This window comes from Dongia sp., from assembly GCF_041905885.1.
Taxonomy (GTDB): Bacteria; Pseudomonadota; Alphaproteobacteria; order Dongiales; family Dongiaceae; genus Dongia.
In genome coordinates this window covers 115,752-142,408 of sequence record NZ_JAYRKD010000006.1, presented here as the reverse complement: position 1 = coordinate 142,408, position 26,657 = coordinate 115,752, and the positions used below count along the sequence as shown (strand labels likewise).

The following is a 26,657-nucleotide window of genomic DNA, read 5'->3' as shown; positions in this document are numbered from 1 at the left end:
CAGGACCCGCGGACCAAGTCCGCGGGTCACGCCTCACTTCTTCGCGTAACCGATGTCCTGCAACGCTTCGTCGATCTCATTCAGAATGACGGGATCGTCGATCGTCGCGGGCATCGGATAGTCCTGCCCGTCGGCGATCTTCTGCATCGTCCCGCGCAGGATCTTTCCCGAACGCGTCTTCGGCAGCCGCTTCACCACGGTCGCGGTCTTGAACGCCGCCACCGGGCCGATCCGGTCGCGCACCAGCTGCACCACCTCGCCGACGATCTTGTCCATCGGCCGGTCGACCCCGGCTTTCAGCACCAGGAAGCCCAGCGGCACCTGGCCCTTCAGCGAGTCATGGACGCCGATCACCGCGCATTCGGCGACATCGGGATGGCTCGCCAGCACCTCTTCCATGCCGCCGGTCGAGAGCCGGTGCCCGGCGACATTGATGATGTCGTCGGTCCGCGCCATCACATGGACGTAGCCGTCTTCGTCGATCATCCCGGCATCCGCGGTCTGGTAATAGCCGGGGAAGCGGGTGAGATAGCTCTCGACGAAGCGCGCGTCGTCGTTCCAGAGCGTCGGGAAGGTGCCCGGCGGCAAGGGCAGCTTGCCGCAGAGATTGCCGATCTCGCCGGGCGCCGCGGGCTTGCCGCTCTCGTCCAGCACTTCGAGCACCCAGCCCGGCACCGGCCGGGTCGGCGAGCCGTGCTTCACCGGCAGAAGCTCGATGCCGAGGCAGTTCGCGGCGATCGACCAGCCGGTCTCGGTCTGCCACCAGTGATCGATCACCGGCACCTTCAGCAACTGCTCTGCCCATTCCAGGGTCGGCGGATCCGATCGCTCGCCGGCCAGGAACAGCGCACGGAAACCGGTGAGGTCGTAGTTCCGCAGCAGCTTGCCGTCGGGATCGTCGCGGCGGATCGCGCGGAAGGCCGTCGGCGCGGTGAACATCGCCTTGGCCTTGTGCTGCGAGATGACGCGCCAGAAGGCGCCCGCGTCCGGCGTGCCCACCGGCTTGCCCTCATAGAGGATGGTGGTGCAGCCTTTGAGCAGTGGCGCATAGACGATGTAGGAATGGCCGACCACCCAGCCCACGTCCGACGCGGTGAACCAGGTCTCGCCGGGCTTGAGACCGTAGATGTTCTCCATCGACCAGTGCAGCGCCACCGCATGGCCGCCATTGTCGCGCACCACACCCTTCGGCCGCCCGGTGGTTCCCGACGTATAGAGAATGTAGAGTGGGTCGGTGGCCGCGACCGGCACGCAATCGGCCGGCTTCGCCGCCGCCAGCGCTTCGTTCCAGTCGAGGTCGCGGCGGGCGATGAGCTTCGCCTCCTCCATCGGCCGCTGCAGCACGATGACCTTGTCCGGCTTGAACGAGGCCTGCTCGATCGCCGCATCCAGCAGCGGCTTGTAGGCGATGATCCGCGCCACCTCAATGCCGCAGGAGGCGGTCACCACCACCTTCGGCTTGGCGTCGTCGATCCGCGATTTCAGCTCCTTGGGGGCGAAACCGCCGAACACCACCGAATGCACCGCGCCCAACCGTGCGCAGGCCAGCATCGCGATCAAGGCTTCCGGCACCATCGGCATGTAGAGGATGACCCGGTCGCCCTTGCCGACACCCTGGTCCTTCAGTGCGCCCGCAAACAGAGCCACGGCATCGCGGAGCGCGCGGTACGAGAAGCGCTGCACCGCCTGCGTCACCGGCGAGTCATAGATCAGCGCGGTCTGCTCGCCCCGCCCCGCTTCGACATGGCGGTCGAGGCAGTTCCAGCAGGTGTTGAGCTCGGCCCCGGCGAACCAGCGGTAGAAGGGCGGCTTGCGGTCGTCGAGGACCCGCTCCCAGGGCTTGATCCAGTCGATCCCGCGCGCGGCCTCGGCCCAGAACCCGTTCGGATCCTCGATCGAACGCCTGTAGACCGCATCGAATGTCGCGGACATGCCTGCCTCCCCGCACCGAGGTTGTCGCCCTCGTTGGCGGCCATCTTGGGGGAAAGCGGGCGCCGGCCGCAAGCGCCGGGGTGACGCAGCTACTTCGCGCGGGGCGCCTTCATATGGGCCTCGAAGGCGTCCTTGTAGTCCGGATGCCAGCGCGACAAGGCCGGCCGGTTCCGGATGATGTCGTTGGCGGCCCATTCCATGCGCCGCTCGTCCATGTCGCGGGTGACGGCGCCGTCCGGGCAGAGGATGTAGAAATCGCCGCGCCCGAGGCTTTCCAGCATGAAATCGACCGTCTGCTCCGGCGTCCAGGCATCGGCCGGCTTCTCTTTCCGCCCGCGCGCCGTCATGCCGGTGAAGACGAAGCCCGGGATCAGCAGATGCGCCGTCACCTGGCAGGCCGGCTCGTTGCGCAAAGCATGCGCCACGGCCTCGGTGGTCACCTTCACCCCGGCCTTGGAGACGTTGTAAGCGGTGTTGCCCGGCGGCGTGGTGATGCCCTGCTTCGAGCCGGTGTTGACGATGAGCGCGGGCTTCTTCTGCGCGATCAGGGCCGGCGCAAATTCATGGACGCCGTTGATGACGCCCCAGAGATTGACCGCCAGCGTCTTCTGCCAGCCGGCATGGTCGTCATAGGCGCCGGCGGTGGCTTCGATGCCGGCGTTGTTCATGACGAAGGCGATGTCGCCGAAGGTGTTGAACGCGAGTTCCCGCAACCGCCGCACCTCGTCGATCTTGGCCACATCGGTCGGCACCGCGAGCACATCCAGCCTGCCGCCCCTGGCCGCCTTGGCGACCGTCTCCGCCGCCGCATCCAGGGCGGCGCCCGGCAGGTCGGCCAGCACGACCTTCAGCCCCATCGACGCGAGGCGCAGGGCCGTGGCCAGTCCGATGCCGCTGGCCGCGCCGGTGACGACCGCGCCGCGACCCGGGGTGAGCGCTGGGTGCGCCATCAGGGTCAGATCATCCCGATCGCTTGCTTGTAGACGTCGAGCAGCTGCTCCTGCTCGTTGCGCTCCTGCGGCTCCATTTTACGCAGCCGCACGATCTGGCGCATGATCTTGGTGTCGAAGCCGGACGACTTGGCCTCGGAATAGACTTCCTTCACGTCGCCGGCGATGGCGGCCTTCTCCTCTTCCAGGCGCTCGATGCGCTCGATGAAAGACTTCAACCGGTCGGCGGCAATGCCCCCCGCGTCGGCCATGGTTCAACTCCACTGATAAAGATTGCGACTCGACAAACGTGGACCGCAATCTAGCGGCCGGGTCCGGCAGCGTCCACGGTACAGGGCCTGTGGATAAGGTGGATAACGGGTGTCGTTGCCCGCCTCTGAAATTCCAGGCAGAGTGCGGCATCCGCGCGTCGCCAAAGCAAAAAATGCCGCCCACTCACATTCTTCTCGTGGTCCTGATCCAGATCTGCTGGGGCGCCACCTATCCGCTTTGCAAACCCTATGTCGAGGTCTTCCCGCCGATGGCGCTGGTCGCCATGGTCTATGCCTTCGTGGCCTTGATCTCGGCGCCGCTCTATCCGCGGCCGAAGACACCGCAACGCACCTTGTTCCTGCTCGGCTTCTTCGGCGGTGCGCTGCAGACCGGCATGGTCTTCATCGCCTTGAAATATCTCCCCGCCTCGACCGCCGTGCTGGCGATGCAGGCGCAGCTCCCCATCGGCGTCGTCGCCTCCTGGTTCATGGGCCGCGACAAGCCGAGCATCAAGAACTCGCTCGGCTCGGTCATCTGCCTGGTCGGGATCGTCATCGTCGTCGGCAAGCCGGAAGCGACGGATGCCTGGTTCGGCCTCGCGGCGATGCTGCTCGGCGTCGCCTCATGGTCGGTGGCGCAGGCCGCGATCCCGGTGGTCGCGAAGGACCAGGGCATGATGCTCTATGCCGGCATGACCCGCTACGCCGCGCCGCAGATGCTGGTCATGTCGCTGATTTTCGAGCACGGCCAGTTGCACACCTTGGGTGATGTCCCGTTGAGCGCCTGGGGCGCGGTGCCGATCATCGCGCTGGCCGGCTTCGCCGTGCCCTATGCGATCTGGTATTGGCTGCTGATGCGCCACCGGGTCGATGAGCTGATGCCTTTCGTGCTGCTGATGCCGATCGTCAGCATCCTGGTCACGACCACCCTGCTCGGCGAGCCGCTGCCGCCGGCGCTGCTGCTCGGCGGCGCCGTCTTGATCGCCGGGCTGGCGGTCATCGTGTTCAAGCGCCGGCGCCGGCCCCCCGCCCTGGGGGAAACCGGGGCAAATTAACCCCGCGTTTACATGAGTCCCTCATAGTCCCGCTTTCAATGACGGCCGGGACGAGGCGACTTGACCACGATCAAGCATCTTGCAGCAGCGCTTCCAGCCGCGGCGCTGATCGTCTGTGGCACGATCGGGCTGGGCGTCGCCGAGCTGCTGCCCTCCGATAAGACCGGGAGCCCGGTCGGAATCCTGGTGCTCGGCCAGGATAAGGCTGCGGCCGCCCAGGTGATCGCCGCCGCCGACGGACGCCTGGTTGCGACCGGCGGCTGGGCCGAGACCGTCATCGCCGTCTCCGACGATCCCGATTTCGTCGGCAAGCTTTACCGCGCCGGGGCCAGCCTGGTCTTCCGCGCCGACAATGCGATCGGCTGCAGCCGCGCGCTTCCGGAAGAGAGCAAGGGAACATCATGAACGCCGTCGAATCCCTGCGTAAGCATACCGCCCGCCTGCTGGGCATCTTCATCTGCCTGCATCTCCCGCTGATCGCGCTGATCGACTGGATGCGGCATGGCGCGCCCGGCATCGTCACCGGCATCGGCGCGGTGATCGCGCTCTCGACCGGCGCCATGACCTTCGCCATGAAGGGAGCGGCCGTGCGCTACTTCCAGGCCGCCGCGATGATGCTGACGGTGGCGACCCTGGTCGCCGCCTTGGACGGCCATCCCTGGCAGATCGACATGCATATGTATTTCTTCGCCTCGCTCGCCATGCTGGCGGCGTTCTGCGAATGGCCGGTGATCCTGATCGCCACCGCCACCGTGGCGGTGCATCACCTGGCGCTCAACTTCCTGCTGCCCGCCGCGGTGTTCCCGAACGGCGGCGACTTCTTCCGCGTCGTCATGCACGCCGTCATCGTGCTGATCGAAGCCGGCGTGCTGATGTGGGTCGCCCGGCACATGGCGAATGCCCTGATCAGCTCCGAAGCCGCTCTGGATCGAGCCCAGGCGTCGAGCAAGCAGGCCGAGAACCTCGCCGAGCAAATTCGCGCCCGCGAAGCCACCGCGCAGGAGGACCGCCGCCGCATGCTGGGCGAGGTCGCCGGCAGCTTCGAGCAGGCGGTCCGCTCGATCATCGACAAGGTCTCGTCGGATTCCGACCGCGCCACGGCGCTCGCCACCGCGATGGCGGCCTCGGCGCGCGACAATGCGCAGCGGGTCGGCACCGCCGCGACGGCCTCCAACGCCGCCTCCGGCGACGCGCAGTCGATCGCCGCCGCGGCGGAGGAGCTCTCCGCCTCGGTCTCGGAGATCCAGCGCCAGGTCCAGCGCTCCACCGAGATCACCGCGCGCGCCGTCAACGAAGCCGGCACCAGCAGCGCCAAGGTGCGCGAGCTGACCGAAGCCGCGCAGAAAATCGGCGACATCGTGCGGCTCATCAACGAGATCGCCTCGCAGACCAACCTGCTCGCCTTGAACGCGACGATCGAGGCGGCCCGCGCCGGCGATGCCGGTAAAGGCTTCGCCGTGGTCGCCAACGAGGTGAAGTCGCTCGCCAACCAGACCGCCAAGGCGACCGAGGACATCTCCGCCCAGATCAGCGCGATCCAGAGCGTCACCCGGGAATCCGTGACCGCGATCCAGTCGGTCTCGGAAACGATCGGCGAGGTCTCCGAAGTGGTCTCGCATATCAACGCCTCGGTCGACCAGCAGAACGCGGCGACCCGCGAGATCGCGCAGAGCGCCCAGAACGTCTCCCGCGGCACCGCCGAGACCTCGGACGTGATCGAAAGCGTGCGCGTGTCGGCCGAGGAAACCGGCGCCTCGGCATCGGAAGTCTCGGAAGCCGCCCGCGGCCTGCTCTCGCTGTCGCAGCGCCTGAAGGACGACGTCGACCGCTTCCTGAAGACGCTGCTGGCGGCCTAAGCCAACACGCGGCGCAAGCGCCGCGTCAGTGCTTGTGCGAGATCTTGAAGCCTTCCTGCTGCGCCGGGGTGGCTTCTTTCTGGTACTTCGCCTTCCACTCGTCATACGGCATGCCGTAGACGTGCTTGCGCGCATCAGCGTCGGCGACGGTGATACCCTGCTTCTCCGCTTCCTCGCGATACCAGCGTGAGAGGCAGTTGCGGCAGAAGCCGGCGAGATTCATGAGATCGATGTTCTGCACATCGGTGCGCTCGCGCAGGTGCTGCACCAGCCGGCGAAACGCGGCGGCTTCCAACTCGGTCTGCGTCTTCTCGTCCATGATGACCTCTTCAAGATCCTGATTTGCGCCCATGATCGGGCGCGCCATCGGCAGGGTCAAGCGCGCGGCTGATAGACCCTCTCTTCGGCAAGGACATCCCTGATCACGCGCACCAGCGTCTCCGCCCAGCGCGCGACGCCGGCGTCGTCGCCGATCAGGTCCTGCCGCATTTCGATCAGCCCATGCGGCAGCCCCTGCTTCTCGGCATGGACGATCACCGAATAGCCGTGCTCGTCCTTGCCGCTGTAGGGCTCGTTGTCGCCGACCACCAGACCCTCCTCCTGCATCAGCCGCGCCATCAACGGCACCGGCAGGCGGGGATCGCGGTTCCAGAGCACGCCGACATGCCAGGGCCGGGCGAAGTCGTTCATCCGCGGGGTGAAGCTGTGCAGCGAGAGCACCGCCGGATCCGGTCCTTGCGCGCGCTTGCGGGCGATCACCGCGGCGATGGCGGCGTGATAAGGCTTGAACAGCGCCTCCTGCCGCGCCTTGCGATCCTCAGCGGTGAGGCCGCGGTTGCCCGGCACCGGAATCTTGTCGCTCTCCTGCGCGATCGAGGTCGGGTCGTCGAGCCGCCGGTTGCAGTCGATCACCAGCCGCGAATAACCGGCGAGCACCGCAGGCGCATCCAGCGCCGCCGACAGCTTGCGTGCGAGATCGGCGATGCCGATGTCCCAGCCGATATGCTGGTCGAGCTCGGCTTGGCGGAGGCCCAACGTCCCAAGCTTCTTGGGGATGGCGCGACCGGCATGGTCGCTGAACAGGACGAGGCGCGCCGCGCCCTGCGGATTGACCACTTCGAAAGGCGGCGGATCGCCCGGCAGGAGCAGATCACCACCCGTATTGCTTGTCATTGCATGCCTGTGCTGCGCGGGGCGCGATTGACCGGGTTGGGGTCGAAGCTTAGAAGAAGCCCCGGTTACTGTCACCAGCATCGCCATCACATTCCAGCCAGCATGCCCGATTCCGGAATCCCCAAGACCGGCTCCCATCTCTCCGAAGCGACGGCCCACCGTCTCGCCTTGCCGCTGCTGGTCTTCGCCGCGGGGCTGATCTCCTTTTCCGGCATCTTCGTGAAGCTCTCCGAGGTCGGCCCGACCGCGACCGGCTTCTACCGCATGGGTCTCGCTTTGCCCTTCTTCCTGGTCTGGATGCTGCGCGACGCCAGGACCCGGAGCGATCCCGGCTTCATCCCGCGCGACCGCCGCGCGATGCTGTTCGCGATGCTGGCCGGCGCTGCGCTCGCCGCCGATCTCATCGCCTGGCACTGGTGCCTGCATATGACGACGGTGGTGACCGCGACCCTGCTCGGCAACACCACGCCGATCTGGGTGGCGCTCGCCGGCTTCCTGTTCCTGCACGAGCGCTTCCGCCCGCTGTTCCTGGTCGGACTCGCGCTGGCCATGATCGGCACCTGGGGCCTGATCGCCGGCGGCAGCAAGCCGGTCGAGATCAAGGACGCCTATGTGCTCGGTCTCGGCCTCTTCACCGGCATCGCCTATGCGCTCTATTTCCGCTTCGGCGCGGCGGCGCGGCAGCGTGGCTTCTCGACCGCGCAGGTGATGTTCTGGGGCTCGGTCACCGCGACCGTGATCCTGCTGCCCGTGGCGCTCGCCACCGAGGACAAGGTCGTGCCGCAGAATCTCTACGCCTGGGCCGTGGTCTGCGGCCTCGCTTTCCTGAGCCAGGTCCTCGGGCAGTCCTCGATCAACTGGGCGATGGGTCATCTCTCGGCCGCCTTCTCCTCGCTGACCTTGCTCATGAACCCGTTCTTCTCCGCGGTCTTCGCCTGGCCGATCCTCGGCGAGGCTTTGACGCCGCTGCAGATGCTGGCCGGCATCGCCATCATGGCCGGCATCCTGGTCGCACGGCGCGCCAGCACCGTTATCCGTCGCCCTTCGACTTGACCCCCCTCCTTCCCCCTATAGAGTGCGGCCATCGCTGCACCACCCCGGGGGATCCGCCGTCTTGACCGTCGATCGCAAAGCCTTGCTGCGCCGCATGTTCGACGCCGCGATCGGGGCCGTCGACCCGCTGAAGATCCTGCCCGGCCGCCTGCCCGCGCCGCCCAGGGGCCGGACCATCGTGCTCGGCGCCGGCAAGGCCGCCGCCGCCATGGCCAAGGCGGTCGAGGACCATTGGCAGGGTCCGCTGGAAGGCCTGGTCCTCACCCGCTACGGCCATGGATTGCCGACCCAGCGGATCGAGGTGGTCGAGGGCGCGCATCCCGTTCCCGACGCGGCCGGGCAGCAGGCGGCGCGGCGCATCCTCCAAAAGGCGCAAGGACTGACCAAGGACGATCTCGTCCTCTGCCTCATCTCCGGCGGCGCCTCGGCGCTGATGGCGATGCCGGGCGGCGACCTGACCCTGGCCGACAAGCAGGCGGTCAACAAGGGGCTGCTGAAATCCGGCGCCAATATCGGCGAGATGAACTGCGTGCGGAAGCATCTCTCCGGCATCAAGGGCGGCCGGCTCGCCGCCGCCGCACACCCGGCGCGGGTCGTCACCCTGCTGATCTCCGACGTGCCCGGCGACGATCCCTCGGTGATCGGCTCCGGTCCGACCGTCGCCGACCCGACCAGCGTCGCCGATGCGATCGCGGTCTTCGAGAAATACAAGATGCCGATGCCGGACGCGGTGCGCCGCCACCTGGAATCGCCCTTGGCCGAGACGCCGAAACCCGGCGACCCGCGACTCGCCGGCGCCTCGACCGTCATGCTGGGCACCCCGCAGGCGGCGCTCGATGCCGCCGCCGCCATCGCCGGCCTGCAGGGCTACCGGCCGATCGTGCTCGGCGACCTCGAGGGCGAGGCCCGCGACGTCGCCCTGGTCCATGCCGGGATCGCGCGCCAGGTGCAGCGCCACGGCCAGCCCGCCCCCGCCCCCGCGGCGATCATTTCCGGCGGCGAGACCACCGTCACGGTGCGCGGCCAGGGCCGCGGCGGGCGCAACGCGGAGTTCCTGCTGGCCCTGGCGGTGGCGCTGGACGGCCAGCCCGGCATCCATGCCCTGGCCGGCGACACCGACGGCATCGACGGGACCGAGGACAATGCCGGCGCCCTGCTTGGCCCGGACAGCATTGCCAGGGCGGCACAACGGGGCGTTGAAGCCAAGGCCCGCCTTGCCGACAATGACGGCTACGGCTTCTTTTCGGCGCTGGGGGACTTGATCGTGACCGGGCCGACGCGTACCAACGTCAATGATTTCCGTGTTATTCTCGTTGATCGACTCTAATCATACAAAAGCAAAGGCTTGGGATGAGACGCCAACGCAAGGCCAAGATCGTCGCGACGCTTGGGCCCGCCAGCACCACGCGCAAGCAGATCGAGGCGCTGTTCAAGGCCGGGGCCGACATCTTCCGCTTGAACCTCTCCCACGGCACCCACGAGGACCATAAGGCGCGCTACGACATCATCCGCGAGATCGAGGAAGATCTCGACCGGCCGATCGGCGTGCTGGTCGATCTGCAGGGCCCGAAGCTCCGGGTCGGCACCTTCAAGGAAGGCGGCGTCGATCTCAAGGCCGGCCAGTCCTTCCGCTTCGATCTCGATTCCAAGAAGCCCGGCGACGAGAAGCGCGCGCCGCTGCCGCATCCGGAGATCCTCGAAGCGGTGGCGCCCGGCTCCAACCTGCTGCTCGACGACGGCCGCATCCGCGTGGTGGTGAAGAAAGAGGGCAAGGACTCCATCGACTGCGAGGTGCTGACCGGCGGCCGCCTCACCGACCGCAAGGGCGTCAACATCCCCGACGCCGTGCTCAACGTCTCGCCGCTGACCAAGAAGGACCGCGGCGACCTGCGCTTCGGCCTCGACCTCGGCGCCGACTGGATCGCCCTCTCCTTCGTGCAGCGGCCCGAGGACATCGCCGAAGCCCGCCGGCTGATCGCCGGCCGCGCCCGCATCATCGCCAAGCTGGAGAAGCCGGCAGCGATCGAGCATCTCGACGAGATCATCGAGCTCTCCGACGCGGTGATGGTGGCGCGCGGCGATCTCGGCGTCGAGCTCCCGGCCGAGGTCGTGCCGGGCCTGCAGAAGCGGATCGTGGTCGCCAGCCGCAAGGCCGGCAAGCCGGTCGTGGTCGCGACCCAGATGCTGGAATCCATGGTCAGCTCCCCGACGCCGACCCGCGCGGAGGCCTCGGACGTCGCGACCGCGATCTATGACGGCGCCGACGCGGTGATGCTCTCTGCGGAATCCGCCTCCGGCAAGTATCCGAACGAGGCGGTCTCGATCATGAACCGGATCATCGAGCAGACCGAGCGCGATCCTTCCTACCGCCGGATCATCGACGCCCAGCATTCCGACCCGGAAGCGACCGGCGCCGACGCGATCTCCGCCGCCGCCGCGCAAGTGGCGCGCACCCTCACCGCCTCGGCCATCGTCACCTACACGACCTCGGGCTCCACGGCCCTGCGGGTCGCCCGCGAGCGGCCCGATGCGCCGATCCTGTGTCTCACCGAAGACCTCGCGACCGCGCGGCGCCTCGCCTTGCTCTGGGGCGCGCATTGCGTCCACACCGCCGACATCCGCACCTTCAGCGAGATGGTCGACAAGGCGACCCGGGTCGCGCTGAAGCAGGAGTTCGCGAAGAAGGGCGAGCGCCTGGTGATCACCGCCGGCGTGCCGTTCGGCCGCCCCGGCTCGACCAACACGCTGCGCGTCGCCTGGATCGAGTAGCGCGGCGCGGCGGCGGAGCCGCCAACGCAGACGGGCTTCCGGACAGAACGTCGAAGAACACGATAGCGTTCAAGCCCTTCCAGCGGAAATCCGGGTGGGGATTTTTTGATTCTGTCTGCGTCCGGTCTGCGATGCAGTGCAGCAACCGGAGCGAACCCTGCCCCGCCGGCGAAGGTATGCTCGATAGCAGACGCAAAGATTATTTGTCCCCTGTCTGCGTCCGGTCTGTGTTGCAGCGTCATCCGTGAACGCGGGCTCTGGGCGCCGCCGGTTCACCTTTACGGGGGCCTCGCGCAAAGGCTCTCCAAACTATTGGCGATCATCGCCATTTTGCGCCGAGATGGGCTGCGCTGATTCCGTTTCTGGTAAAGGTTTGTAAAGGTCCCGGGGGCGGTCGGATGATCGACGGCAAGGCGCGCGCGGCAGGGCCAAGTCCGGGGTGACTCTCGCACGAAGCTCACAATGTCAAACAGCAAGCGGATGATACCACAATCGGCAGAGCTTGTCCGCCGGAGCGGCGCGTGCTGTGGAGAAGAGGAATTCGGCGGCCGAGCGATCCGACGCTTCACGCAGGCCGATCTTGCATCGGAGCGATGTCAATCAGTGATCCGGCAAACTGACACCGAATTCCTTATCTTAGAGAACAGCCGGCCAATTGAGTTGTGTCCCCGGACCTTTCGTCCCGCGTTCAATGCTGGGCCTCGAGTGGGGCGACGACAGCCGAGATGGCCATCGGCGGGTGTTCATACCTAATCATTCCATCGCCAATGCTCAGTATGAACTGTACTACGGGCCAGATAGGTTTGAGCTGCAGCACCCTATCCTCAGCCAGCAGCATTGGAAGTTCATTGTCACTACCGCTTGCGAAAACGGAAGTCCGGTACTCGCGCACCTCCCCCAGGGTCGTGTCATGAAAAACCTCCGTTCTCGCGACAGACACGTCTGAAAGAGGCTGCAGCTCAGGTTCCGCAACCAGACACGCTCCCTTGTCGAGAATAAGACCATTGACGAGAAGATCCGCGTCCATGCCGGCTGTCTCGCGTTGGGCAATCCGGCTGCTTGCTACCCAGCTCAAATAGCTGGCGCAACGCGGATCACCGCTGGCAGCAACTTCGAACGCGTAGAGTCCCGATTGAACGAAGTAGGGTACTCTTTCACGGCCAAAATCGTCTGGGATCGGTTGACCGGTAATCTGGACTTCGACTCGCTTGTACCCTGCCTCAAGAAGTCCGTAACAATCCCAGCTGCACGCACGACGACCGCCGACCAGAGCGATGACGTCTACGGGGCTGTGCTGCCGAAAAATCGTGGTCCCAGCGACTGCACGCCCAAACAAATCGAACGCAACAAATACCGCTATGATCTCGATCGCTGGATACAGAAGCAGCAAGAAAACAAACCACTTTAGAACAAGCACACTTCTCCCTACGCCAAGCCGGCGGCGATATGCGACGCAGGCGAGGATAAGAGCGATCCAGATTAGAAAGGACAGGCCAATCATTGGCAAACGCGGCTCAGCGAACGCTCTGCCAGCTTGTTATTCATCCAGCGGCCTCGACGCGCCATCGCGCCGCCGGAAAAGCAGGCGCTGGTAGAGGTAGCCGATTCCGATCAGGCTCAAGCCGAGGCCGAGGAAGGATGCGACCCGGTAGAGACCGGTGAGATCCGAGGCGTCGACCAGGAACACCTTCGAGACCGTGATCAGGATGACGACCGCCGAGGCGTAGCGAAGGATCTGGCTGCGCTTCCAGGTGCCGAGGCCGAGCAGCATCACGCCATAGAGCGTCCAGGCGGCGGAGTAGCCGTATTGCTCGGCGTCGGTGATCAAGCCCGCATCGAGGAACGGCCCCTGGGCGATCTGGCGGATCGTGAACGTGACCCAGATGAAGCCGGTGACCAGTGCCAGCAGGCCGACCAACCGTGCGGGGATCTCGCCGGCCTTGGTCGGCACGGCCGGCCGGCGCAGCTGGTCGGCCAGCAGCAGCAACAGGACGGCGGGGATCGCATAGACGACCATCAGCCGGTTGAACACCCAGGTCTCGCCGACAGCGATATGCTCGAACAGCGGGTTGACCGCGAGGATGGCACCGAACACCAAGGCGAGGCAGGCCAGCAGCGTGAAGCCGTGTGCGGCGTAGAGGATGGCCGGATCGTTCTGGCGCCGGTAGAGGTGATGCAGCGCCAGCGCCAAACCCGCCCAGGTGATGGTCGCGATGCCGACGCGCAGGAAGTTTGCGCCGCTGTCGAACACCACCCGCCCGACCGCGTGGTCAATCTCCAGCGCGATCAGCAGCGCCAGCAAGCCGGCGCCGGCCAGTTCAAGCATGGTGACCAGGAGCCGCGTTTCCTTGTCGGCGGCCGTGCGCTTCAGGCTCTGCGCGGTGGCGATCAACCCGATACAAGGAATGCCGATGCCGTAGAGCAGCCGGTTGAAGAGGATCCACTCGCCGGCCGGGAAACCGGAGAGCAGCACCGCGGCGACCACCAGCGCGCCGCCGGCCCAGATGCCGCGCTTCAGCCAGGGAAGATCGAGCTTCAGCGCCACCCAGGCCATGACCGGGAGCTCGATCGCCCAGGAGACCGCGATCCATTCGCGCTCCAGCCGCATCGGCACCGCCAGCGCCAGGAAGCCCGAGACCGCGAGGCAGTGCAGGCCGAGCGCGCCGGTGTATCGCGCATCCACATGACGCAGCCGGTTGAGCCGCTCGGCGGCGCCCATGTGCAGGGCCGCGAGGATCACCGCCTGGATCGTCCAGGGGAGCAGCAGGTCCGCCCGGTTGAGATTGAGATAGGCGCCGCCGAACAGGAAGGCGGTGCCGAGCGTGGACAGTCCCGCCCAGCGCACCGGCTTCTGCGAACCGAGCTCGAACCAGAAACCGCCGGCGCCGAAGATCGCGCCGAGCACGAGGCCGATCAGGATGACATCGGTGCTGCGGTCGATCGCCGCATGCGCGCTCCAGTCGTAGCCGAAGGGACTCCAGCCGGCAAAGGCGGCGACGGCGATGGCGGCGCCGACCAGCGCCGGAATCTCCTCGCGCGTGAACTTCCGCGCCGCGACCAGATGCAGCAGCACCAGCGCGACCAGGAAGCCCCAGTCATCGAGCCGGTAACTGCCGGTCGTGAGCCAGAACGCCATCAGCAGGCAACAGGCGATGCCGGCGGCGCGCGCGGTGATGGTCATCTCGCGGCTGATCGCGACGCCGCCCTTGCCATAGAGCGACCAGAGCTGCGTGCCATCGGTCGCCAGCAAGAAGAGCGGCAGCCAAAGCGCGGCGAGCCGCGCACCCTGTGCCGTCGGCGGATAGAAGGCGAGCACCAGCACCCAGAACAGACCGCCGCCGATGCCGAGCGCCGCCAGCGGCCACCAGCCGCGCTTGTGTTGCAGCACCAGGCCGCCGAGCTGGATCAAATAGAGATAGACGAACAGCGCCGCCGGTTGCGGCGTGTCGGTATGGACGATGGCCGGGGTGATGAGGCCACCGGCGATGCCGACCAGCCCCACCAGCATGCCTTCGCGCAGCGAGAGCAGGATGCCGATCGCCGTCACCACGCCGAGCGCGATGAATCCGGTCAGCGGGTCGATGAGGTGATAGAGCGATGTCGCGGCGAAGAGACTGGCGAACCAGTCGGCGATGGCGGCAGCGGCGAGCGCCTGAGCGATGTTGGCCGAGCGCTTGCGCATCCACTGCCCGGCGCCGAGCAGTGCCGCGCCCATCAGCAGGCCGAGGGAGACGCGGACGCCCGGCGAGAGCAGCCCGACATCGATCGAATACTTGACCAGGAAGGCGCCCGCCAGCGCCAGCATGACGGCGCCGATCCAGACGAAGACACTGCCGCCGAGCCGCTGCTCGAAGCTGCGCGGCGCCGCCTTGGCCGCGATTGCGGGCTCGGGCGCGACGGCGATGGGCTCCGGCGCGATTGCAGGCTCCGCGGCCGGTTCGGGCTGCGGCGCTGCGACCGTGGCAGGCTCCGGTGCGGGTTCAGCGGCGGCGACGGGTTCCGGCGGCGGCGCGGCAATGATCGGCGCAGGGGTGACCGCAGGGGCGACCGGCGCCCTGCCCTGCTCCAATTCGCCGAGGCGGCGCTGCAGGGACGAGACGGCCGCCTGCAGCCGCGCAACGTCGCGGCTCAAAGTGCTCGCGCGGACATTGCCGCTGATCGCCAGGATCGGAACGACCAACAGGAAGAACAGGCCACCGATAACCAGCAGGGCTTCCATGCCTGCAGCGAATCCCCGGACTTAAGAGCGCGCGCCCCGAGACTGGCATGGAACGGAAGTGAATACGACTCGCTTCCGCGCCGCAGAACACTCGTCCGCGGGGCGTAGCTGGGTGAGCGATTGCGTACCACAGGCGCGCGCGCACCTGCGGTGCGCCCCCCTCATCCAACTGCGGCTAGCCTCGGCTGCGCCTCGCCAAGCCTCCGTATCCTTCTCCCACGAGGGGAGAAGGGCAAATGCGATTGCCCTGCATGCGCCGGCGAGTCGTTATTGGATGTTGGGGTCCTGGATGTCCGGCAGGACCGGCTTCCAGGCGCGGACCGCGGCATCGCCCTTGGCGATGTCCTCGGGCTTCATGTCCTGGGAGAGCAGCGTGAGGATGGCGGTGCCGTCCTGGCTGCCCTGCTGCGCCGCGAGGCTGGCGTAGAGATAGGCCTGCACCAGGTCCTTCGGCACGCCCACGCCCTGATAGTAGAAGGCGCAGGTATCGACCTGGGCCTCGACCAGCATCTGGTCGGCCGCGGCCTTGGTCAGCGCCGCCGCCTTCGCCGGATCGGCCGCCGCCACACCCTCGCCGGAGAGATAGAGCTTGCCGAGCAGGTACTGGGCCCGGGCGTTGCCCTTCGCGGCCGCGGGCTCGAGCCAGCGCGCCGCCTGCTTCGGGTCGGGCGCCATGCCCTTGCCCTCGAAATACATCTGCCCGACCGCGGCCTCGGCCGAGGTCTGGCCGGCCTCGGCCAGCGGCAGGAACTCCTTCAGCGCCGTGGCGTAGTCGCCCTTCTCGTAGGCTTCGAAGCCCTTCACGCCGTCCGCGGAAGCATTACCGGCAATCGAGGTCAGCAGGAGACCGGCGAGGCCGATCGCGGCGGCGGAGAGGCGGTAGGCGTTCATCGGCTATTTTGACTCTGTCTTGGTGGGTTTCGCGGGCTGCTGCGTCTCCGCGACCAGGTTCGCGGCGGGCTGCAGGTCGTTCGGGAGCGCAGCATAGCGATCGTATTTATACATGTCCTTGCGGAATTGCAGCACCCCGTCCTCGTCCGCCCAGGTGGTCATGTAGACGACATGGACCGGCATCGGGGTCTTCAAGGGCACCAGCACGGTCTTGCCGCTCTCGACGATCTGGTCGACCCGGTCCCGCTGGTATTCGGGATCGTCGGACAGCAGGAAGGCGGCCATGTCGATCGGCTGCTGCATCCGCATGCAGCCCGAGGAGAAATAGCGGTCCTGCTTGGCGAACAGCCCCTTCTGGTTGGTGCCGTGCAGGTAGACCGCATCCTTGTTCGGGAAGTCGAGCTTCACCGGCCCGAGCGCGTTCTCCGGCCCCGGCGCCTGGACCAGGCGATAGGGGAAGTTGCCCGGGCCGACTTCGTGCCAGTCGATCGAGCTCGGCGAGACTTCCATGCCGTTGCCGTCATAGACGGTGAAGCCATTCGTTTCCAGGAAGCTCGGGTCGGCGCGCATGCGGCGCACTTCGTCGTTGGACGCGATCTTGTGCGGCGCGTTCCATTCCGGATTGAACTTCGCGATCTTGATCACGCTGTCGAGGGTCGGGGTCTTGCGGTCGATCTTGCCGACGATCGCCTTGGTCATGAACGCGACCTTGCCGTCCTCGATCACCTTCACTTCCTGCGAAGGGATATTGACGATGAGGTGGCGCGGCTCGAACTTGCCGCCCTGCTCGCGCATGCGGTCGAGGTTCAGCAGGATCATCTGCACCCGCTTCTCGGCCGGGACGTTCAGCTCCTCCAGGGTGCGGCCGCCGATGACGCCGTCGTCGTTGAGGCCGTGGCTGCGCTGGAAGGCGGCCACCGCCGCCAGCAGGTCGGTGTCATAGACGTTGTCGGTGAAGGCGGTGGTCTGAGCGAGCTCGCCGGTATACTGCAGCCGCGCGCGGACCGCGGGTATGACGTCGTTGCTCTGGCCGGGTTCGACCTTGTCGACCTTCGGCACGCTCGGCCAGCCGCCGGCCTGGTAATAGCCGACATAGGTCGGCAGCTTCGCGTAGAGGCTCCAGAAGCGGTAATAGACCGGCCATTCCTGCGCGATCGCTTCGGCCGGGTCCTTCGCCGCCGCGACCTTGTCGAGCACCGCGGCGCCGCGCAGCTTGGCGCTGCCCAGCGGGCCGATCGCATCGACGGCGGAGGCGACGAACACCGCCGACATCAACGCCTCGTTGCGGGTCTGTGAGGCTGCGTCGGTCGGCGGCGTCATGCCGGCGACCCGGAACAGAGTCTGCTCGGGCATCGGCATGCCGGCCCGCACGGCGCGCGGGATCTGCACGATCCAGGCCTGGCCGACCAGCGTGTAGCCGTTGGTCGTGGTCCAGATCGCGTTGTTGCCATGCGCGGCGTAGTATTCCTTCAGCGCATTCCAGTCGAGCTTCAGCCCGGCGGTGGTCGGGTCGCGCTGCAGCAGGTCGAGCTCCGCGGCGATGTTCGGCACCGCGCTCGGCGCTGCTACCGGCAGCTCCGGCACGGCGGCCGGCGCCGTCTGCGGCTCGGCGAAACGGTCGGCGGATTCAGCCCAGGCATTGGCCGCTGCAGCCAAAAAAATGGCGCTCGAAATGAGAGCGGCGTTACGAAAAGTTGCGCGTCGCATGGTTCACCAATCTGTCTGGAGCGGCGGCCGGACATTACCAAAGCAGCCGCGCTCTGTCATGGGTGGAAGCTGTGATGCCGATCTCAGATCGGAGCGAAGAGACGTGTCTTACGCCGTCGCCAGAGCCGGTCGGCCGAACGCCGTGGCGGCGATGTTGCTTTCCATGAAGATCTTCATCCCGCCAGGCTGTTCGAAGATCTTGTCGTCGCGCTCGTGGAAAAGTTCAATCTCCGCCGCTCCGGCCGCCTTGGCCTGCTCGGTCGCGGTCGCCGTGGCCCATGCCCGGGCGTGTTCGCAGGCCAGTTCGAGATCCGCGAAATCCTTGATTCCACTGGCAAGATGGGCGCGGAACCGGCCCTCCGCCGGGGAGGTGATGACGGCCGTCACACGTTGCATGATTCCGCCGGCGACCGCGCCGACGGCATTCGAGACTTCCGCGAATTTCGGGATCACCAAGCGGGTGCGGAGGCGCTTCGCGATCTCCGGATAGTAGCTGCCGACCGGTGCGCCGATCGCCAGCAGCGGATGCTTCAGCGAGAGCACGGCGTCGAAGAGTTCACCGGATGAGCCCGCAGTTTCGGCGGAGAGCGAATGCTGGATCAGGTAGCGCCCGAGTGCGCCCCAATGGTGGTCGTCGATTCGCGCCTGCTCGTTGATCACCGCATCGAGCAGGGCGCGGCCGGATTGGAAGACCACGCGCTCCACCACATCGCGGCAGAGCGTCTCGGCATCCTGCGGCGGATGCCAGCCGCCTTGCGGCGCGCGGCGCAGGAAGAGCCGCGCGCCGAGCTCGGCCGCCTCGCGGTTCCACCCCGTTTGCAGCCCGAGCACATGCGCGGCGTCGCTGGGGCTGAGGCTGGAGATCACCACCAGCCCGCGATCGACCAGGCGCTGGAGATTCCGGGCGATGGCCGGCCCGACGATCATGTCGGAAAGCGCCACCGGCCCGTCGGCCAGGCGATCCCAGACCTGCTGCTGCCCCGCGCTCAACCCCGTGGAGCCGGTGTCGAGCGGACGCTGGCGCAAGGCGAACTGCCCGCGATACTGCACCATCTCGTCGCTCTCGGCCTGCGCGCGCATGACGTCGACGACCGCCGGGTATTGCGTCGCGAGCAGGCTTAAGGGCACCACGCGCCGGGGCCCCAAGGTTAGTCCCCCTGGGGTGAAGCCGTGATGCTCGTCGATCCGCGCCTCGCTGTCGCCGCCGAGGCCATAGGTGTGGACGGCGACCGCCTCCACCATGGTCTTCCAGCCGCCGACCGTGGCGCCTTCCTTGTTCAGCACCGGCCGGCCGTGCTTCAGCATGGCGATGTCGGTGGTGGTGCCGCCCATGTCGGAGACGATGACCGTGTCCTCGCCGGAGAGATGCTTGGCGCCGACCAGGCTCGCCGCCGGGCCGGACAAAATGGTCTCCACCGGGCAGGCGAGCGCCATCGCGGAATCCATCAGCGAGCCGTCGCCCTTGACCACCATCAAGGGCGCGTCGATGCCCTGCTCCTGCATGAGACCCGCGACCGAGCGGATCAGCTGCTGGAGCTGCGGGATCAGCCGCGCGTTCAGGGCGCAGGTCAGCGCCCGGCGCGGCGCGTCGAGCTTCGAGGTCAGTTCATGGCCGCAGGAGACCGGGCGGTCGGAGAGGTCGCGGATGAGATCGCGCAAGGCGAGCTCATGGGCCGGGTTGCGGACCGAGAAATAGCCCGACACGGCAAAGGCCGCGACCTTCGGCGCGTGTTCCAGGATCGCGCGCCTGGCGGCTTCGAGGTCGAGTGGCGCCTGTTCGTCGCCGCTGGGCCTGTGCCCGCCGGCGATGAAGACGACGGGATCGCTGCCCAAAGCCTGCTTCAGGTTGGCCCGCTCCAGGGCCTTGGCGTCGTAGCCGGCCAGGATCAGGCAGATCGGCGCGCCATGGGCCTCGACGATGGCGTTGGTCGCCAGGGTCGTGGACATCGAGACCAGGGCGATCTCGGCCGGGGCCACGCCGGCGGGCAGGTGCGGCAGCACCTTCTCGATGGCGCCTCTGAGACCGATCGACAGATTATGCTTGGTGGTGAGCGCCTTGGCCGAGGCGAGGACCCCTTTCTGGGGGTCGAACAGCACGGCGTCGGTATAGGTGCCGCCGGTATCCAGGCCGAGCAGGATCGGCACGTCGGGTCCTCAAAAGGGCAACAAATCGTGACGCGGGATTTGCCGCGAATCCCCCGGCGGGTCAAGTCCCTGTTCAACAAGGCATTTCGGACACTATCACGAAGGTGAGAGCATTTAATTAAAATGCCCTGTCAAGGGCAAATTAACTTTGCCATGCAAGAACATCTGTGCAAGTTTTCGCTCATAACCTCAATAGCACCGAAGAGAATGATGGCATCGCAAGGGCCGTTCGCGGCGACCCAACACGAAAACACCACCGATTCCTCTCCCCTGCTCGGCCGCCGCCGGTTGCTCGGCCTCGGCCTGGCGGCTGCCGCATCCAGCATGATGGTGCCGGCCGCAGCCTTCGCGTCCACCGGCTCGTCCGGCGACAAGACGCTGACCTTCTACAACACCCATACCGACGAGAAGCTGAAGGCGACCTATCTCCGCGGGTCGAGCTTCGACAAGGGCGCGCTCAGGGACATCAACCACATCCTGCGCGACTTCCGCACCGGCGACGTCTTTGCCATGGACCTGAAGCTCCTGGATCTGCTGACCGAGCTGCACTGGAAGACCGGCAGCAAGCAGCCGTTCCAGATCATCTCCGGCTATCGCAGCCCGAAGACCAACACGATGCTGAACGCCGAAAGCAGCGGCGTCGCCAAGCGCAGCATGCATCTCGACGGCAAGGCGATCGATATCCGCCTGTCCGACGTGAAGCTGAAGACGCTGCACGAGACCGCCATTTCCATGAAGCGCGGCGGCGTCGGCATGTACACGGCGTCGAACTTCGTCCATGTCGATACCGGTCGCGTCCGGTACTGGTAAGTTCGTCGCGCCTGCCCGCCGACGGTTCAAACAATAGCCTAAGTCGCTCCCGCGCGCTGTGACCGCGCTCACGGGGACGCTTGTCCGCATGCGCGGACGGGGCGCGAGTCCCATGCAAGCTTCCCGCTTGCGCCCGTCCCGCCGTCCCGTTAAGCGAGATTGATGACCGGGGGACGGGATTTTCAGGCGCCGGGGCGTTCGGTGGTGGTGGCCGGCCAGGCCGCCGCCGCGACCTCGCACCCCTTCGCCACATTGACCGCGATCGAGATGCTGCTGGCCGGGGGCACGGCCATGGACGCCGCCATCGCGGCGGCCGCGGTGCTCGCCGTGGTCGAGCCGGCAATGACCGGGATCGGCGGCGACTGCTTCGTGCTGATGTCGGTCGGCGGCAGCGACCGGATCCTCGCCTATAACGGCGCCGGCCGCGCCGCGCGGGCGGCCCATCCCGACTGGTTCCGGGAACAGCGCATCGCCAGGATCGACCCCGACAGCATCCACGCGATCACCGTGCCGGGCGCGGTCGAGGCCTGGTGCCGGCTGGCCAAGGACCACGGCAAGCTCGGCCTCGACCAGCTGCTGCGGCCGGCGATCCACTATGCCGAGGACGGCTTTCCGGTGGCGCCCCGGGTCGCCGCCGACTGGGCCGAGGATGCGCCGCGTCTCGCCCGCCACCCGGCGGCGGCGAAACAGTATCTGCCGGGCGGCAGCGCGCCCAAGACCGGCGACATCGTGAAGCTGCCGCTGCTCGGCAAGGCCCTGCGCGAGATCATCTGGAAGGGCGCCGCCGGTTTCTATGAAGGCTGGGTCGCCGAGGACATCGTGCAAACGGTCCGCGCCGAGGGGGGCCTGCTCCGCGTGCAGGACCTGGCGGCGCATCGCGGCGGCTATGTCCTGCCGATCAAGACCAGCTATCGCGGCCTCGATGTCTGGCAATGCCCGCCGCCCGGCCAGGGGCTGACGGCGCTCCTGATGCTGAACATCCTGTCGCAATTCCCGATGATCGGCGCCGGGCCGCTGACCCCGGACCGGCTGCATCTCGAGATCGAGGCCGCCAAGCTCGCCTATCTCGCGCGCGACCGGTATATCGCCGATCCCGATCATGCCGAGGTGCCCGTCGAAAAGCTGCTCTCGCCGGAGCATGCGCGCAGCCTCGCCGCGCGGATCCGCCCCAACGCCGCGCTCGACCTGCATGAGGCGCGGATGCTGCAGCCGCATCCCGACACCACCTATCTCACCGTGGTCGATCGCGACCGCAACGCGGTCAGCTTCATCAACTCGATCTACTACGGCTTCGGCAGCGCGCGGGCGACCGGGAAGTCGGGCATCCTGCTGCAGAACCGCGGCGCCTGCTTCTCGCTGGATCCCGCGCACCCGAACTGCATCGGCCCGGCCAAGCGCTCGATGCACACGATCATCCCGGCCATGGTCACCAGCGACGGCAAGGTGGCGCTCTCCTTCGGCGTCATGGGCGGCGACTACCAGCCGATGGGCCAGGTCCATGCGCTCACCAACATGGTCGATTTCGGCCTCGACCCCCAGGCGGCGCTCGACTGCGCCCGCGTCCACCACGAGGATGGGCTGGTCGGCGCCGAGAGCGGGATCCCCGAGGCCGTCTTCCTCGGCCTCGCCGACCGCGGGCATAAGATGATGCGGCTGGACTCGCCGCTCGGCGGCGGCCAGGCGATCGCCATCGACTGGAGCCGCGGCGTCCTGCTGGCCGGCTCCGATCCCCGCAAGGACGGCTGCGCGCTGGGCTACTGACGGTCGCGCCGGGTCCCGGAGCGGCTTGACTCCGCGCCGGCCTGGTCCCAGCCTTCAGAGTGGGTTGGCGGGCGGTCTTAACGCGGAATTAACCAAGACCGCGGAAGCTATGCCTAGAGTTCCGACGAGGGTCCGATGGACGATCTGGCACAACTGCAGTCACGGGTCGAAGCCGCCCGCGAGCGTCTGGGCGGCGCCGAAGCCGACCAGCGCAAGTACGGGCTGCGGCTCGACGACCTGGTGCGGATCGTCGAAGGCGCCCTCTCCCGCCAGGCCGAGGACCTGAAGGCCGCGCGCATCCGCTCGGCCTCGCTGGAGACCGAGCTCGACGACGCCCGCAACGCGGTCTCGCGCCAGGAAGTCGAGCTCGCCGGCAAGGAAACCGACATCGCCCGGCTGGAGAGCCAGAACGAGCAGCTCCGCACCATGGTGATGACCTTGCTGGAGCTGGTCGAGGGCCGCAACAACACGCCGATGCGCGAAGCCATGCTCCGGTTGGAGCGCGGCGTCCGCGGCCTGCTGAGCGAAACCGGCGCCGCCAAGCCGATCCTGAACGCGGCAACGGAAGCACCGGCCGCACCGCCGCCGCCGGCGCGGCCGGTCCTGGTGCAGCCGCAAGCCGTCGCTCCCCAATCCCCAGCCCCACAAACTGTGCAGGGCCGCATCCCCACGCCGCCGCGCGCGAAGCCGGCGGAGCCGCAGCCGGACCCCGATGCCCTGGTCGAGCTGACCAGCCTCGAGCGCAGCGACCCCGAGGACATCGTCAAGGAGCCGCCGGAGATCTCGGCGCCGGTGGCGCAGATCATCCGCCGCCTGTCCGACGCGGCTTCCGATGCCTGATGCCGTTCGGGCTTAGGCGCGCGACGCCGACCTGATGTCGTCGCGGCCTTCCCTCGGCCTGAAGGCCAAAGCCACCATCGCGCTGGCCGTCGTCTTCCTGGCGATCCAGGCCGTCTATGTGTTGGTCGAGGACCGCCTGTTCCTGGCCGATGCCAATGCGGCTTTGAGCCATCGCGCCCGGCTGCTGACCGATCTCTATGCCGGCGCGGTCTCGAGCTCGGTCTGGGAGTTCGACAAGAACGACACCCTGGCGCAGCTCGAGCCGCTGCGCGCCGAGCTGCCCGAGTTCCAGAACGCCGCGGTGCTCGAGCCCGACGGACGCGCGTTCGTGACGCTGAACGGCAACGCCGCCGGCGGCGCGACGGTGGAAGCGACCGCCGACATCCTGAATGAAGGCAAGCTGCTCGGCCGGCTCCGAATCCAGCTCTCGGACGCCATCGTGCAGGCCGAGCGCGCGCGGCATCTGGAGCGGCTGATCGCCACCGCCGCGATCCTCGCCGCGGTGCTGCTGATCTTCACCCTGGTGACCTTGCGGCTGGTGATCCGGCCGCTCGAGCGCATCACCCCGCTGATGCGGAGCTTCGCCGCCGGTGCGCTGGAGCAGAGCGTGCCCTACCAGGATCGCACCGACGAAGTCGGCGCGATGGCGCGGGCGCTCGAAGTCTTCCGCGACACCGCGCAGCAGCGCCGCGTGGCCGAGCAGTCGCTGCAGCAGCGAACCGAGGAACTCGACCGGCTGAACCAGGATCTCAGCAAGGCGCGCGACGCCGCCGAGACCGCCAACCGGGTCAAGTCGGAGTTCTTGGCGGCGATGAGCCACGAGATCCGCACGCCGCTGAACGGCATCATCGGCATGCTGCATCTGCTGGCGAACACGACCCTCGACGCGGAGCAGTGCGCCAAGCTCGAGACCCTGCAGCGATCGGCGGAGAGCCTGATGTCGCTGCTGAACGATATCCTGGACATCGCCAAGATCGAGGCCGGACGGATCGATCTCCACATCGCGCCGTTCTCGATGCGCGACCTGATCGGCAACCTGGTCACCTTGTGGCAGCCCTCGATGCTGTCGAAGGGCCTGACCCTCGCCGCCGAGGTCGCGCCGGAGATGCCGCCGCTGCTGATGGGCGACGCCAACCGCCTGAACCAGGTGATCTCGAACTACCTCAGCAATGCGCTGAAATTCACCGAACGCGGCGGGGTCACGATCCGCGCCACGGCCCAGCCGGTCGCTGACGAGCTCTGTGAAATCTCGGTCGCGGTCGCCGACAGCGGCGTCGGCATCGCGCCGGAAATGCAGGCGCGGCTGTTCGAGAAGTTCAGCCAGGCAGAGCTTGCCGCGCGCAAGCCCGGCAGCACCGGGCTCGGCCTCGCCATTTCCAAGGAGCTCATCCACCTGATGAACGGCGCGGTCGGGGTCGAGAGCACGCCCGGCCGCGGCGCCACCTTCTGGCTCCGCCTGCGCTGCCGCGCGGCGGAAGGCGCCGCAGCGCCGCGCGCGGCGCTCGACGATGAAACGCTGCTGCAACAGCCGGGCAACCGCAAGCTCCAGGTCTTGGTCGCCGAGGACAATCTGATCAACCAGCGCGTGGTCTGCACGATGCTGGAGCTCGGCGGCCATCGCTTCACCATCGCCCAGGACGGCGCGGAAGCGGTCGCGGCCGTGCAGCGCGAGGCCTTCGACGTCGTGCTGATGGACGTGCAGATGCCGAACATGGACGGACCGACCGCTGCGCAAGCGATCCGCAAGCTCGGCGGCGCCGCTGCCCAGCTGCCGATCGTGGCGCTGACCGCCAATGCGATGCCGGGCGACGCCGCAAGCTACACCGCGGCGGGCATGAACCTCTATCTCTCGAAGCCGTTCTCGCCGGACCAGCTCTCGGCGATCCTGCGCCGCGCCGCCGGCCCGGACGTGGCACGGATCCCCAGCGCCACGTTCAAGCCGGCGAAGGCTCCGGGTTAGCTTTCGACAGTCTTTGCGGGGCACCCCCTCCCGCCTCCCCCGAAGCCGGGGGAGGAGAAGATAGAGCCCGCCTGGAAAGGAAAAGCCCTCCCCCGGCTTCGGGGGAGGGTTGGGTGGGGGTGCGGCAAGCTATTTGTTTGCCGCAGCAGCGGACTTACTTCAGCTGGCCTTCGACGCCTTCGGCCAGCCAATCCATGCCGGCGATGGCGCCGTCGTCGAGCATCTGGCCGTCGGCGATCTTCACCGTGCCGTCCTGGGCCTTCATCGGGCCCATGAAGATCATGGTCTGGCCGCTCTTGATGCCTTCCTCGGTCTTCACGGCCAAGGCCTTCACGTCGTCCGGCATGTTGGTGTAGGGCGCCATCTTCAGCATGCCCGACTTCAAGCCGCCCCAGACATCGCCGGACTTCCAGGAACCGTCCATCGCCGCCTTCACGCGTTCGACATAGTAGTCGTCCCAGTGATCGACCGAGGAGGTGAGCTGGGTGGTCGGCGCGAACTTGATCATGTCCGAGGCCTGGCCGAAGCCCTGCACGCCGCGGTCATGCGCGGTCTGCAGCGGCGCCGGAGAGTCGGTGTGCTGCGCGATGATGTCGGCGCCCTGGTCGAGCAGCGCCTTGGCGGCATCGGCTTCCTTGCCGGGATCGTACCAGGCGTTGATCATCACCATCTTCAGCGTCCCCTTTGGATTGATCGTGCGCATGCCGGCGATGAAGGCGTTCATGCCCATGATCACTTCCGGGATCGGCACCGAGCCGATATAGCCGACGATGCCCGACTTCGACATCTTGCCGGCGATGACGCCCTGGATGTAGCGGCCCTCATAGAAGCGGATGTTGTAGGTGGCGAGATTGTCGGCGCGCTTGTAGCCGGTCGCGTGCTCGAACTTCACGTCGGCGAACTGCTTCGCGACCTTCAGCGCCGGCTGCCAGAAGCCGAACGAGGTTGCGAAGATGATCTTGTTGCCGGCGGTGGCGAGGTCACGCAGCACGCGCTCGGCATCGGCCCCTTCCGGCACGCTCTCGACATAGGTGGTCTTCACCTGGCCGCCCAGCGCCGCCTCGACCGCCTTGCGGCCGACATCGTGCTGATAGGACCAGCCGAAATCGCCGACCGGACCGACATAGATCCAGGCCGCCTTGAAGGGATCGGCGGCGCGGGCTTGGGTGATCAGTCGCGGCGCGGCGATCAGGCCGGCACCGGCGACCAGGGTCCCCGTAAATAGTCCTTGGGCGAAAGTTCTGCGTTTCATCTGCATCTCAAAGCCTCCTTGGTCTCAGATGTT

General features: G+C 67.2%; 21 protein-coding genes. 10 read left to right on the top strand and 11 right to left on the bottom strand.

The features are described from left to right. Positions 1 to 33: 33 nt before the first annotated feature. The 3 genes from ACH2CY_RS08285 to ACH2CY_RS08275 all read right to left on the bottom strand — a co-directional run bounded on the left by ACH2CY_RS08285 (position 34) and on the right by ACH2CY_RS08275 (position 3,133). The gene (locus ACH2CY_RS08285) at positions 34 to 1,932 is read right to left on the bottom strand and encodes a propionyl-CoA synthetase (protein WP_395018067.1); all 1,899 of its coding nucleotides are present in this window, start codon (positions 1,930 to 1,932) and stop codon (positions 34 to 36) included. An 89-nt stretch (positions 1,933 to 2,021) separates the two neighbouring features. Continuing rightward, entirely contained in the window at positions 2,022 to 2,882 is an 861-nt protein-coding gene (locus tag ACH2CY_RS08280) for an SDR family NAD(P)-dependent oxidoreductase (protein WP_395018065.1), read from the bottom strand. A gap of 5 nt (positions 2,883 to 2,887) precedes the next feature. Beyond that, positions 2,888 to 3,133 (bottom strand): DUF2312 domain-containing protein, encoded by a 246-nt coding sequence (locus ACH2CY_RS08275; RefSeq protein ID WP_395018062.1) that lies wholly within the window; start codon positions 3,131 to 3,133, stop codon positions 2,888 to 2,890. 173 nt (positions 3,134 to 3,306) lie between these two features. On the opposite strand from ACH2CY_RS08275, the gene ACH2CY_RS08270 reads away from it, so the two are divergent. Genes ACH2CY_RS08270 through ACH2CY_RS08260 form a run of 3 tightly spaced genes read left to right on the top strand, consistent with a single transcriptional unit; the run spans position 3,307 to position 6,044 of the window. Beyond that, positions 3,307 to 4,188: a DMT family transporter gene (locus tag ACH2CY_RS08270; RefSeq protein WP_395018060.1), complete on the top strand. Its 882-nt coding sequence runs from the start codon at positions 3,307 to 3,309 to the stop codon at positions 4,186 to 4,188. A gap of 60 nt (positions 4,189 to 4,248) precedes the next feature. Further along, positions 4,249 to 4,593, top strand: a complete 345-nt coding sequence (locus ACH2CY_RS08265) for a hypothetical protein (protein WP_395018057.1) — start codon at positions 4,249 to 4,251, stop codon at positions 4,591 to 4,593. Beyond that, positions 4,590 to 6,044 carry a methyl-accepting chemotaxis protein gene (locus ACH2CY_RS08260; protein ID WP_395018055.1) on the top strand — a complete coding sequence of 485 codons (1,455 nt, stop codon included), beginning with the start codon at positions 4,590 to 4,592 and terminating at the stop codon, positions 6,042 to 6,044. The genes ACH2CY_RS08265 and ACH2CY_RS08260 overlap by 4 nt, the downstream gene beginning before the upstream one ends. Before the next feature lie 25 nt (positions 6,045 to 6,069). On the opposite strand, the gene ACH2CY_RS08255 is transcribed toward ACH2CY_RS08260, so the two are convergent. After that, entirely contained in the window at positions 6,070 to 6,363 is a 294-nt protein-coding gene (locus ACH2CY_RS08255; RefSeq protein WP_395018052.1) for a DUF1244 domain-containing protein, read from the bottom strand. A gap of 56 nt (positions 6,364 to 6,419) precedes the next feature. Further along, positions 6,420 to 7,217, bottom strand: a complete 798-nt coding sequence (locus ACH2CY_RS08250; RefSeq protein WP_395018049.1) for an N-formylglutamate amidohydrolase — start codon at positions 7,215 to 7,217, stop codon at positions 6,420 to 6,422. Between the two features lie 102 nt (positions 7,218 to 7,319). Between ACH2CY_RS08250 and ACH2CY_RS08245 the strand changes: the two genes are divergently transcribed. From ACH2CY_RS08245 to pyk, 3 genes are all read left to right on the top strand, one after another. Then, the gene (locus tag ACH2CY_RS08245; protein WP_395018048.1) at positions 7,320 to 8,270 is read left to right on the top strand and encodes a DMT family transporter; all 951 of its coding nucleotides are present in this window, start codon (positions 7,320 to 7,322) and stop codon (positions 8,268 to 8,270) included. 94 nt (positions 8,271 to 8,364) lie between these two features. Further along, complete coding sequence (locus ACH2CY_RS08240; protein WP_395018236.1) at positions 8,365 to 9,597, top strand: glycerate kinase; 1,233 nt, start codon at positions 8,365 to 8,367, stop codon at positions 9,595 to 9,597. Positions 9,598 to 9,620: 23 nt separating this feature from the next. After that, entirely contained in the window at positions 9,621 to 11,039 is a 1,419-nt protein-coding gene (gene pyk / locus ACH2CY_RS08235; protein WP_395018045.1) for a pyruvate kinase, read from the top strand. 688 nt (positions 11,040 to 11,727) lie between these two features. On the opposite strand, the gene ACH2CY_RS08230 is transcribed toward pyk, so the two are convergent. The 5 genes from ACH2CY_RS08230 to ACH2CY_RS08210 form a co-directional block, all read right to left on the bottom strand. Then, positions 11,728 to 12,540 carry a hypothetical protein gene (locus ACH2CY_RS08230; protein ID WP_395018042.1) on the bottom strand — a complete coding sequence of 271 codons (813 nt, stop codon included), beginning with the start codon at positions 12,538 to 12,540 and terminating at the stop codon, positions 11,728 to 11,730. Positions 12,541 to 12,576: 36 nt separating this feature from the next. Further along, positions 12,577 to 15,258: a DUF2339 domain-containing protein gene (locus ACH2CY_RS08225; RefSeq protein ID WP_395018039.1), complete on the bottom strand. Its 2,682-nt coding sequence runs from the start codon at positions 15,256 to 15,258 to the stop codon at positions 12,577 to 12,579. A gap of 267 nt (positions 15,259 to 15,525) precedes the next feature. After that, on the bottom strand, positions 15,526 to 16,149 hold the full coding sequence (locus tag ACH2CY_RS08220; RefSeq protein WP_395018036.1) for a tetratricopeptide repeat protein: 624 nt from the start codon (positions 16,147 to 16,149) through the stop codon (positions 15,526 to 15,528). A 3-nt stretch (positions 16,150 to 16,152) separates the two neighbouring features. Then, a complete protein-coding gene (locus tag ACH2CY_RS08215; RefSeq protein ID WP_395018033.1) occupies positions 16,153 to 17,805 on the bottom strand; it encodes a murein L,D-transpeptidase in 1,653 nt (550 codons plus the stop codon). Positions 17,806 to 17,964: 159 nt separating this feature from the next. Further along, entirely contained in the window at positions 17,965 to 20,001 is a 2,037-nt protein-coding gene (locus ACH2CY_RS08210) for a hydantoinase/oxoprolinase N-terminal domain-containing protein (RefSeq protein WP_395018031.1), read from the bottom strand. 210 nt (positions 20,002 to 20,211) lie between these two features. Between ACH2CY_RS08210 and ACH2CY_RS08205 the strand changes: the two genes are divergently transcribed. The 4 genes from ACH2CY_RS08205 (at position 20,212) to ACH2CY_RS08190 (ending at position 25,372) form a co-directional block, all read left to right on the top strand. Then, the gene (locus ACH2CY_RS08205) at positions 20,212 to 20,811 is read left to right on the top strand and encodes a YcbK family protein (RefSeq protein WP_395018028.1); all 600 of its coding nucleotides are present in this window, start codon (positions 20,212 to 20,214) and stop codon (positions 20,809 to 20,811) included. Positions 20,812 to 20,973: 162 nt separating this feature from the next. Then, positions 20,974 to 22,572: a gamma-glutamyltransferase gene (gene ggt, locus ACH2CY_RS08200; protein ID WP_395018027.1), complete on the top strand. Its 1,599-nt coding sequence runs from the start codon at positions 20,974 to 20,976 to the stop codon at positions 22,570 to 22,572. Positions 22,573 to 22,707: 135 nt separating this feature from the next. Further along, positions 22,708 to 23,412 (top strand): hypothetical protein, encoded by a 705-nt coding sequence (locus tag ACH2CY_RS08195; protein ID WP_395018025.1) that lies wholly within the window; start codon positions 22,708 to 22,710, stop codon positions 23,410 to 23,412. 34 nt (positions 23,413 to 23,446) lie between these two features. Further along, positions 23,447 to 25,372, top strand: coding sequence for an ATP-binding protein (locus ACH2CY_RS08190; RefSeq protein ID WP_395018023.1), 1,926 nt, complete (start codon positions 23,447 to 23,449; stop codon positions 25,370 to 25,372). Between the two features lie 154 nt (positions 25,373 to 25,526). Here the strand turns inward: ACH2CY_RS08190 and ACH2CY_RS08185 are convergent, their stop codons facing one another. Continuing rightward, positions 25,527 to 26,624 carry a BMP family ABC transporter substrate-binding protein gene (locus ACH2CY_RS08185; RefSeq protein ID WP_395018020.1) on the bottom strand — a complete coding sequence of 366 codons (1,098 nt, stop codon included), beginning with the start codon at positions 26,622 to 26,624 and terminating at the stop codon, positions 25,527 to 25,529. Positions 26,625 to 26,657: the final 33 nt, after the last annotated feature.

Bases quoted from the DNA above. Each gene is read 5' to 3' on its own strand.
- ACH2CY_RS08250 (WP_395018049.1), bottom strand. From the start codon at position 7,217: ATGACAAGCAATACGGGTGGTGATCTGCTCCTGCCGGGCGATCCGCCG.
- ACH2CY_RS08185 (WP_395018020.1), bottom strand. From the start codon at position 26,624: ATGAAACGCAGAACTTTCGCCCAAGGACTATTTACGGGGACCCTGGTC.
- pyk (WP_395018045.1), top strand. From the start codon at position 9,621: ATGAGACGCCAACGCAAGGCCAAGATCGTCGCGACGCTTGGGCCCGCC.
- ACH2CY_RS08285 (WP_395018067.1), bottom strand. From the start codon at position 1,932: ATGTCCGCGACATTCGATGCGGTCTACAGGCGTTCGATCGAGGATCCG.
- ACH2CY_RS08230 (WP_395018042.1), bottom strand. From the start codon at position 12,540: ATGATTGGCCTGTCCTTTCTAATCTGGATCGCTCTTATCCTCGCCTGC.
- ggt (WP_395018027.1), top strand. From the start codon at position 20,974: ATGACCGGGGGACGGGATTTTCAGGCGCCGGGGCGTTCGGTGGTGGTG.
- ACH2CY_RS08225 (WP_395018039.1), bottom strand. From the start codon at position 15,258: ATGGAAGCCCTGCTGGTTATCGGTGGCCTGTTCTTCCTGTTGGTCGTT.
- ACH2CY_RS08195 (WP_395018025.1), top strand. From the start codon at position 22,708: ATGGACGATCTGGCACAACTGCAGTCACGGGTCGAAGCCGCCCGCGAG.
- ACH2CY_RS08220 (WP_395018036.1), bottom strand. From the start codon at position 16,149: ATGAACGCCTACCGCCTCTCCGCCGCCGCGATCGGCCTCGCCGGTCTC.
- ACH2CY_RS08205 (WP_395018028.1), top strand. From the start codon at position 20,212: ATGGCATCGCAAGGGCCGTTCGCGGCGACCCAACACGAAAACACCACC.
- ACH2CY_RS08240 (WP_395018236.1), top strand. From the start codon at position 8,365: ATGTTCGACGCCGCGATCGGGGCCGTCGACCCGCTGAAGATCCTGCCC.
- ACH2CY_RS08255 (WP_395018052.1), bottom strand. From the start codon at position 6,363: ATGGACGAGAAGACGCAGACCGAGTTGGAAGCCGCCGCGTTTCGCCGG.
- ACH2CY_RS08270 (WP_395018060.1), top strand. From the start codon at position 3,307: ATGCCGCCCACTCACATTCTTCTCGTGGTCCTGATCCAGATCTGCTGG.
- ACH2CY_RS08260 (WP_395018055.1), top strand. From the start codon at position 4,590: ATGAACGCCGTCGAATCCCTGCGTAAGCATACCGCCCGCCTGCTGGGC.
- ACH2CY_RS08190 (WP_395018023.1), top strand. From the start codon at position 23,447: ATGTCGTCGCGGCCTTCCCTCGGCCTGAAGGCCAAAGCCACCATCGCG.
- ACH2CY_RS08275 (WP_395018062.1), bottom strand. From the start codon at position 3,133: ATGGCCGACGCGGGGGGCATTGCCGCCGACCGGTTGAAGTCTTTCATC.
- ACH2CY_RS08280 (WP_395018065.1), bottom strand. From the start codon at position 2,882: ATGGCGCACCCAGCGCTCACCCCGGGTCGCGGCGCGGTCGTCACCGGC.
- ACH2CY_RS08245 (WP_395018048.1), top strand. From the start codon at position 7,320: ATGCCCGATTCCGGAATCCCCAAGACCGGCTCCCATCTCTCCGAAGCG.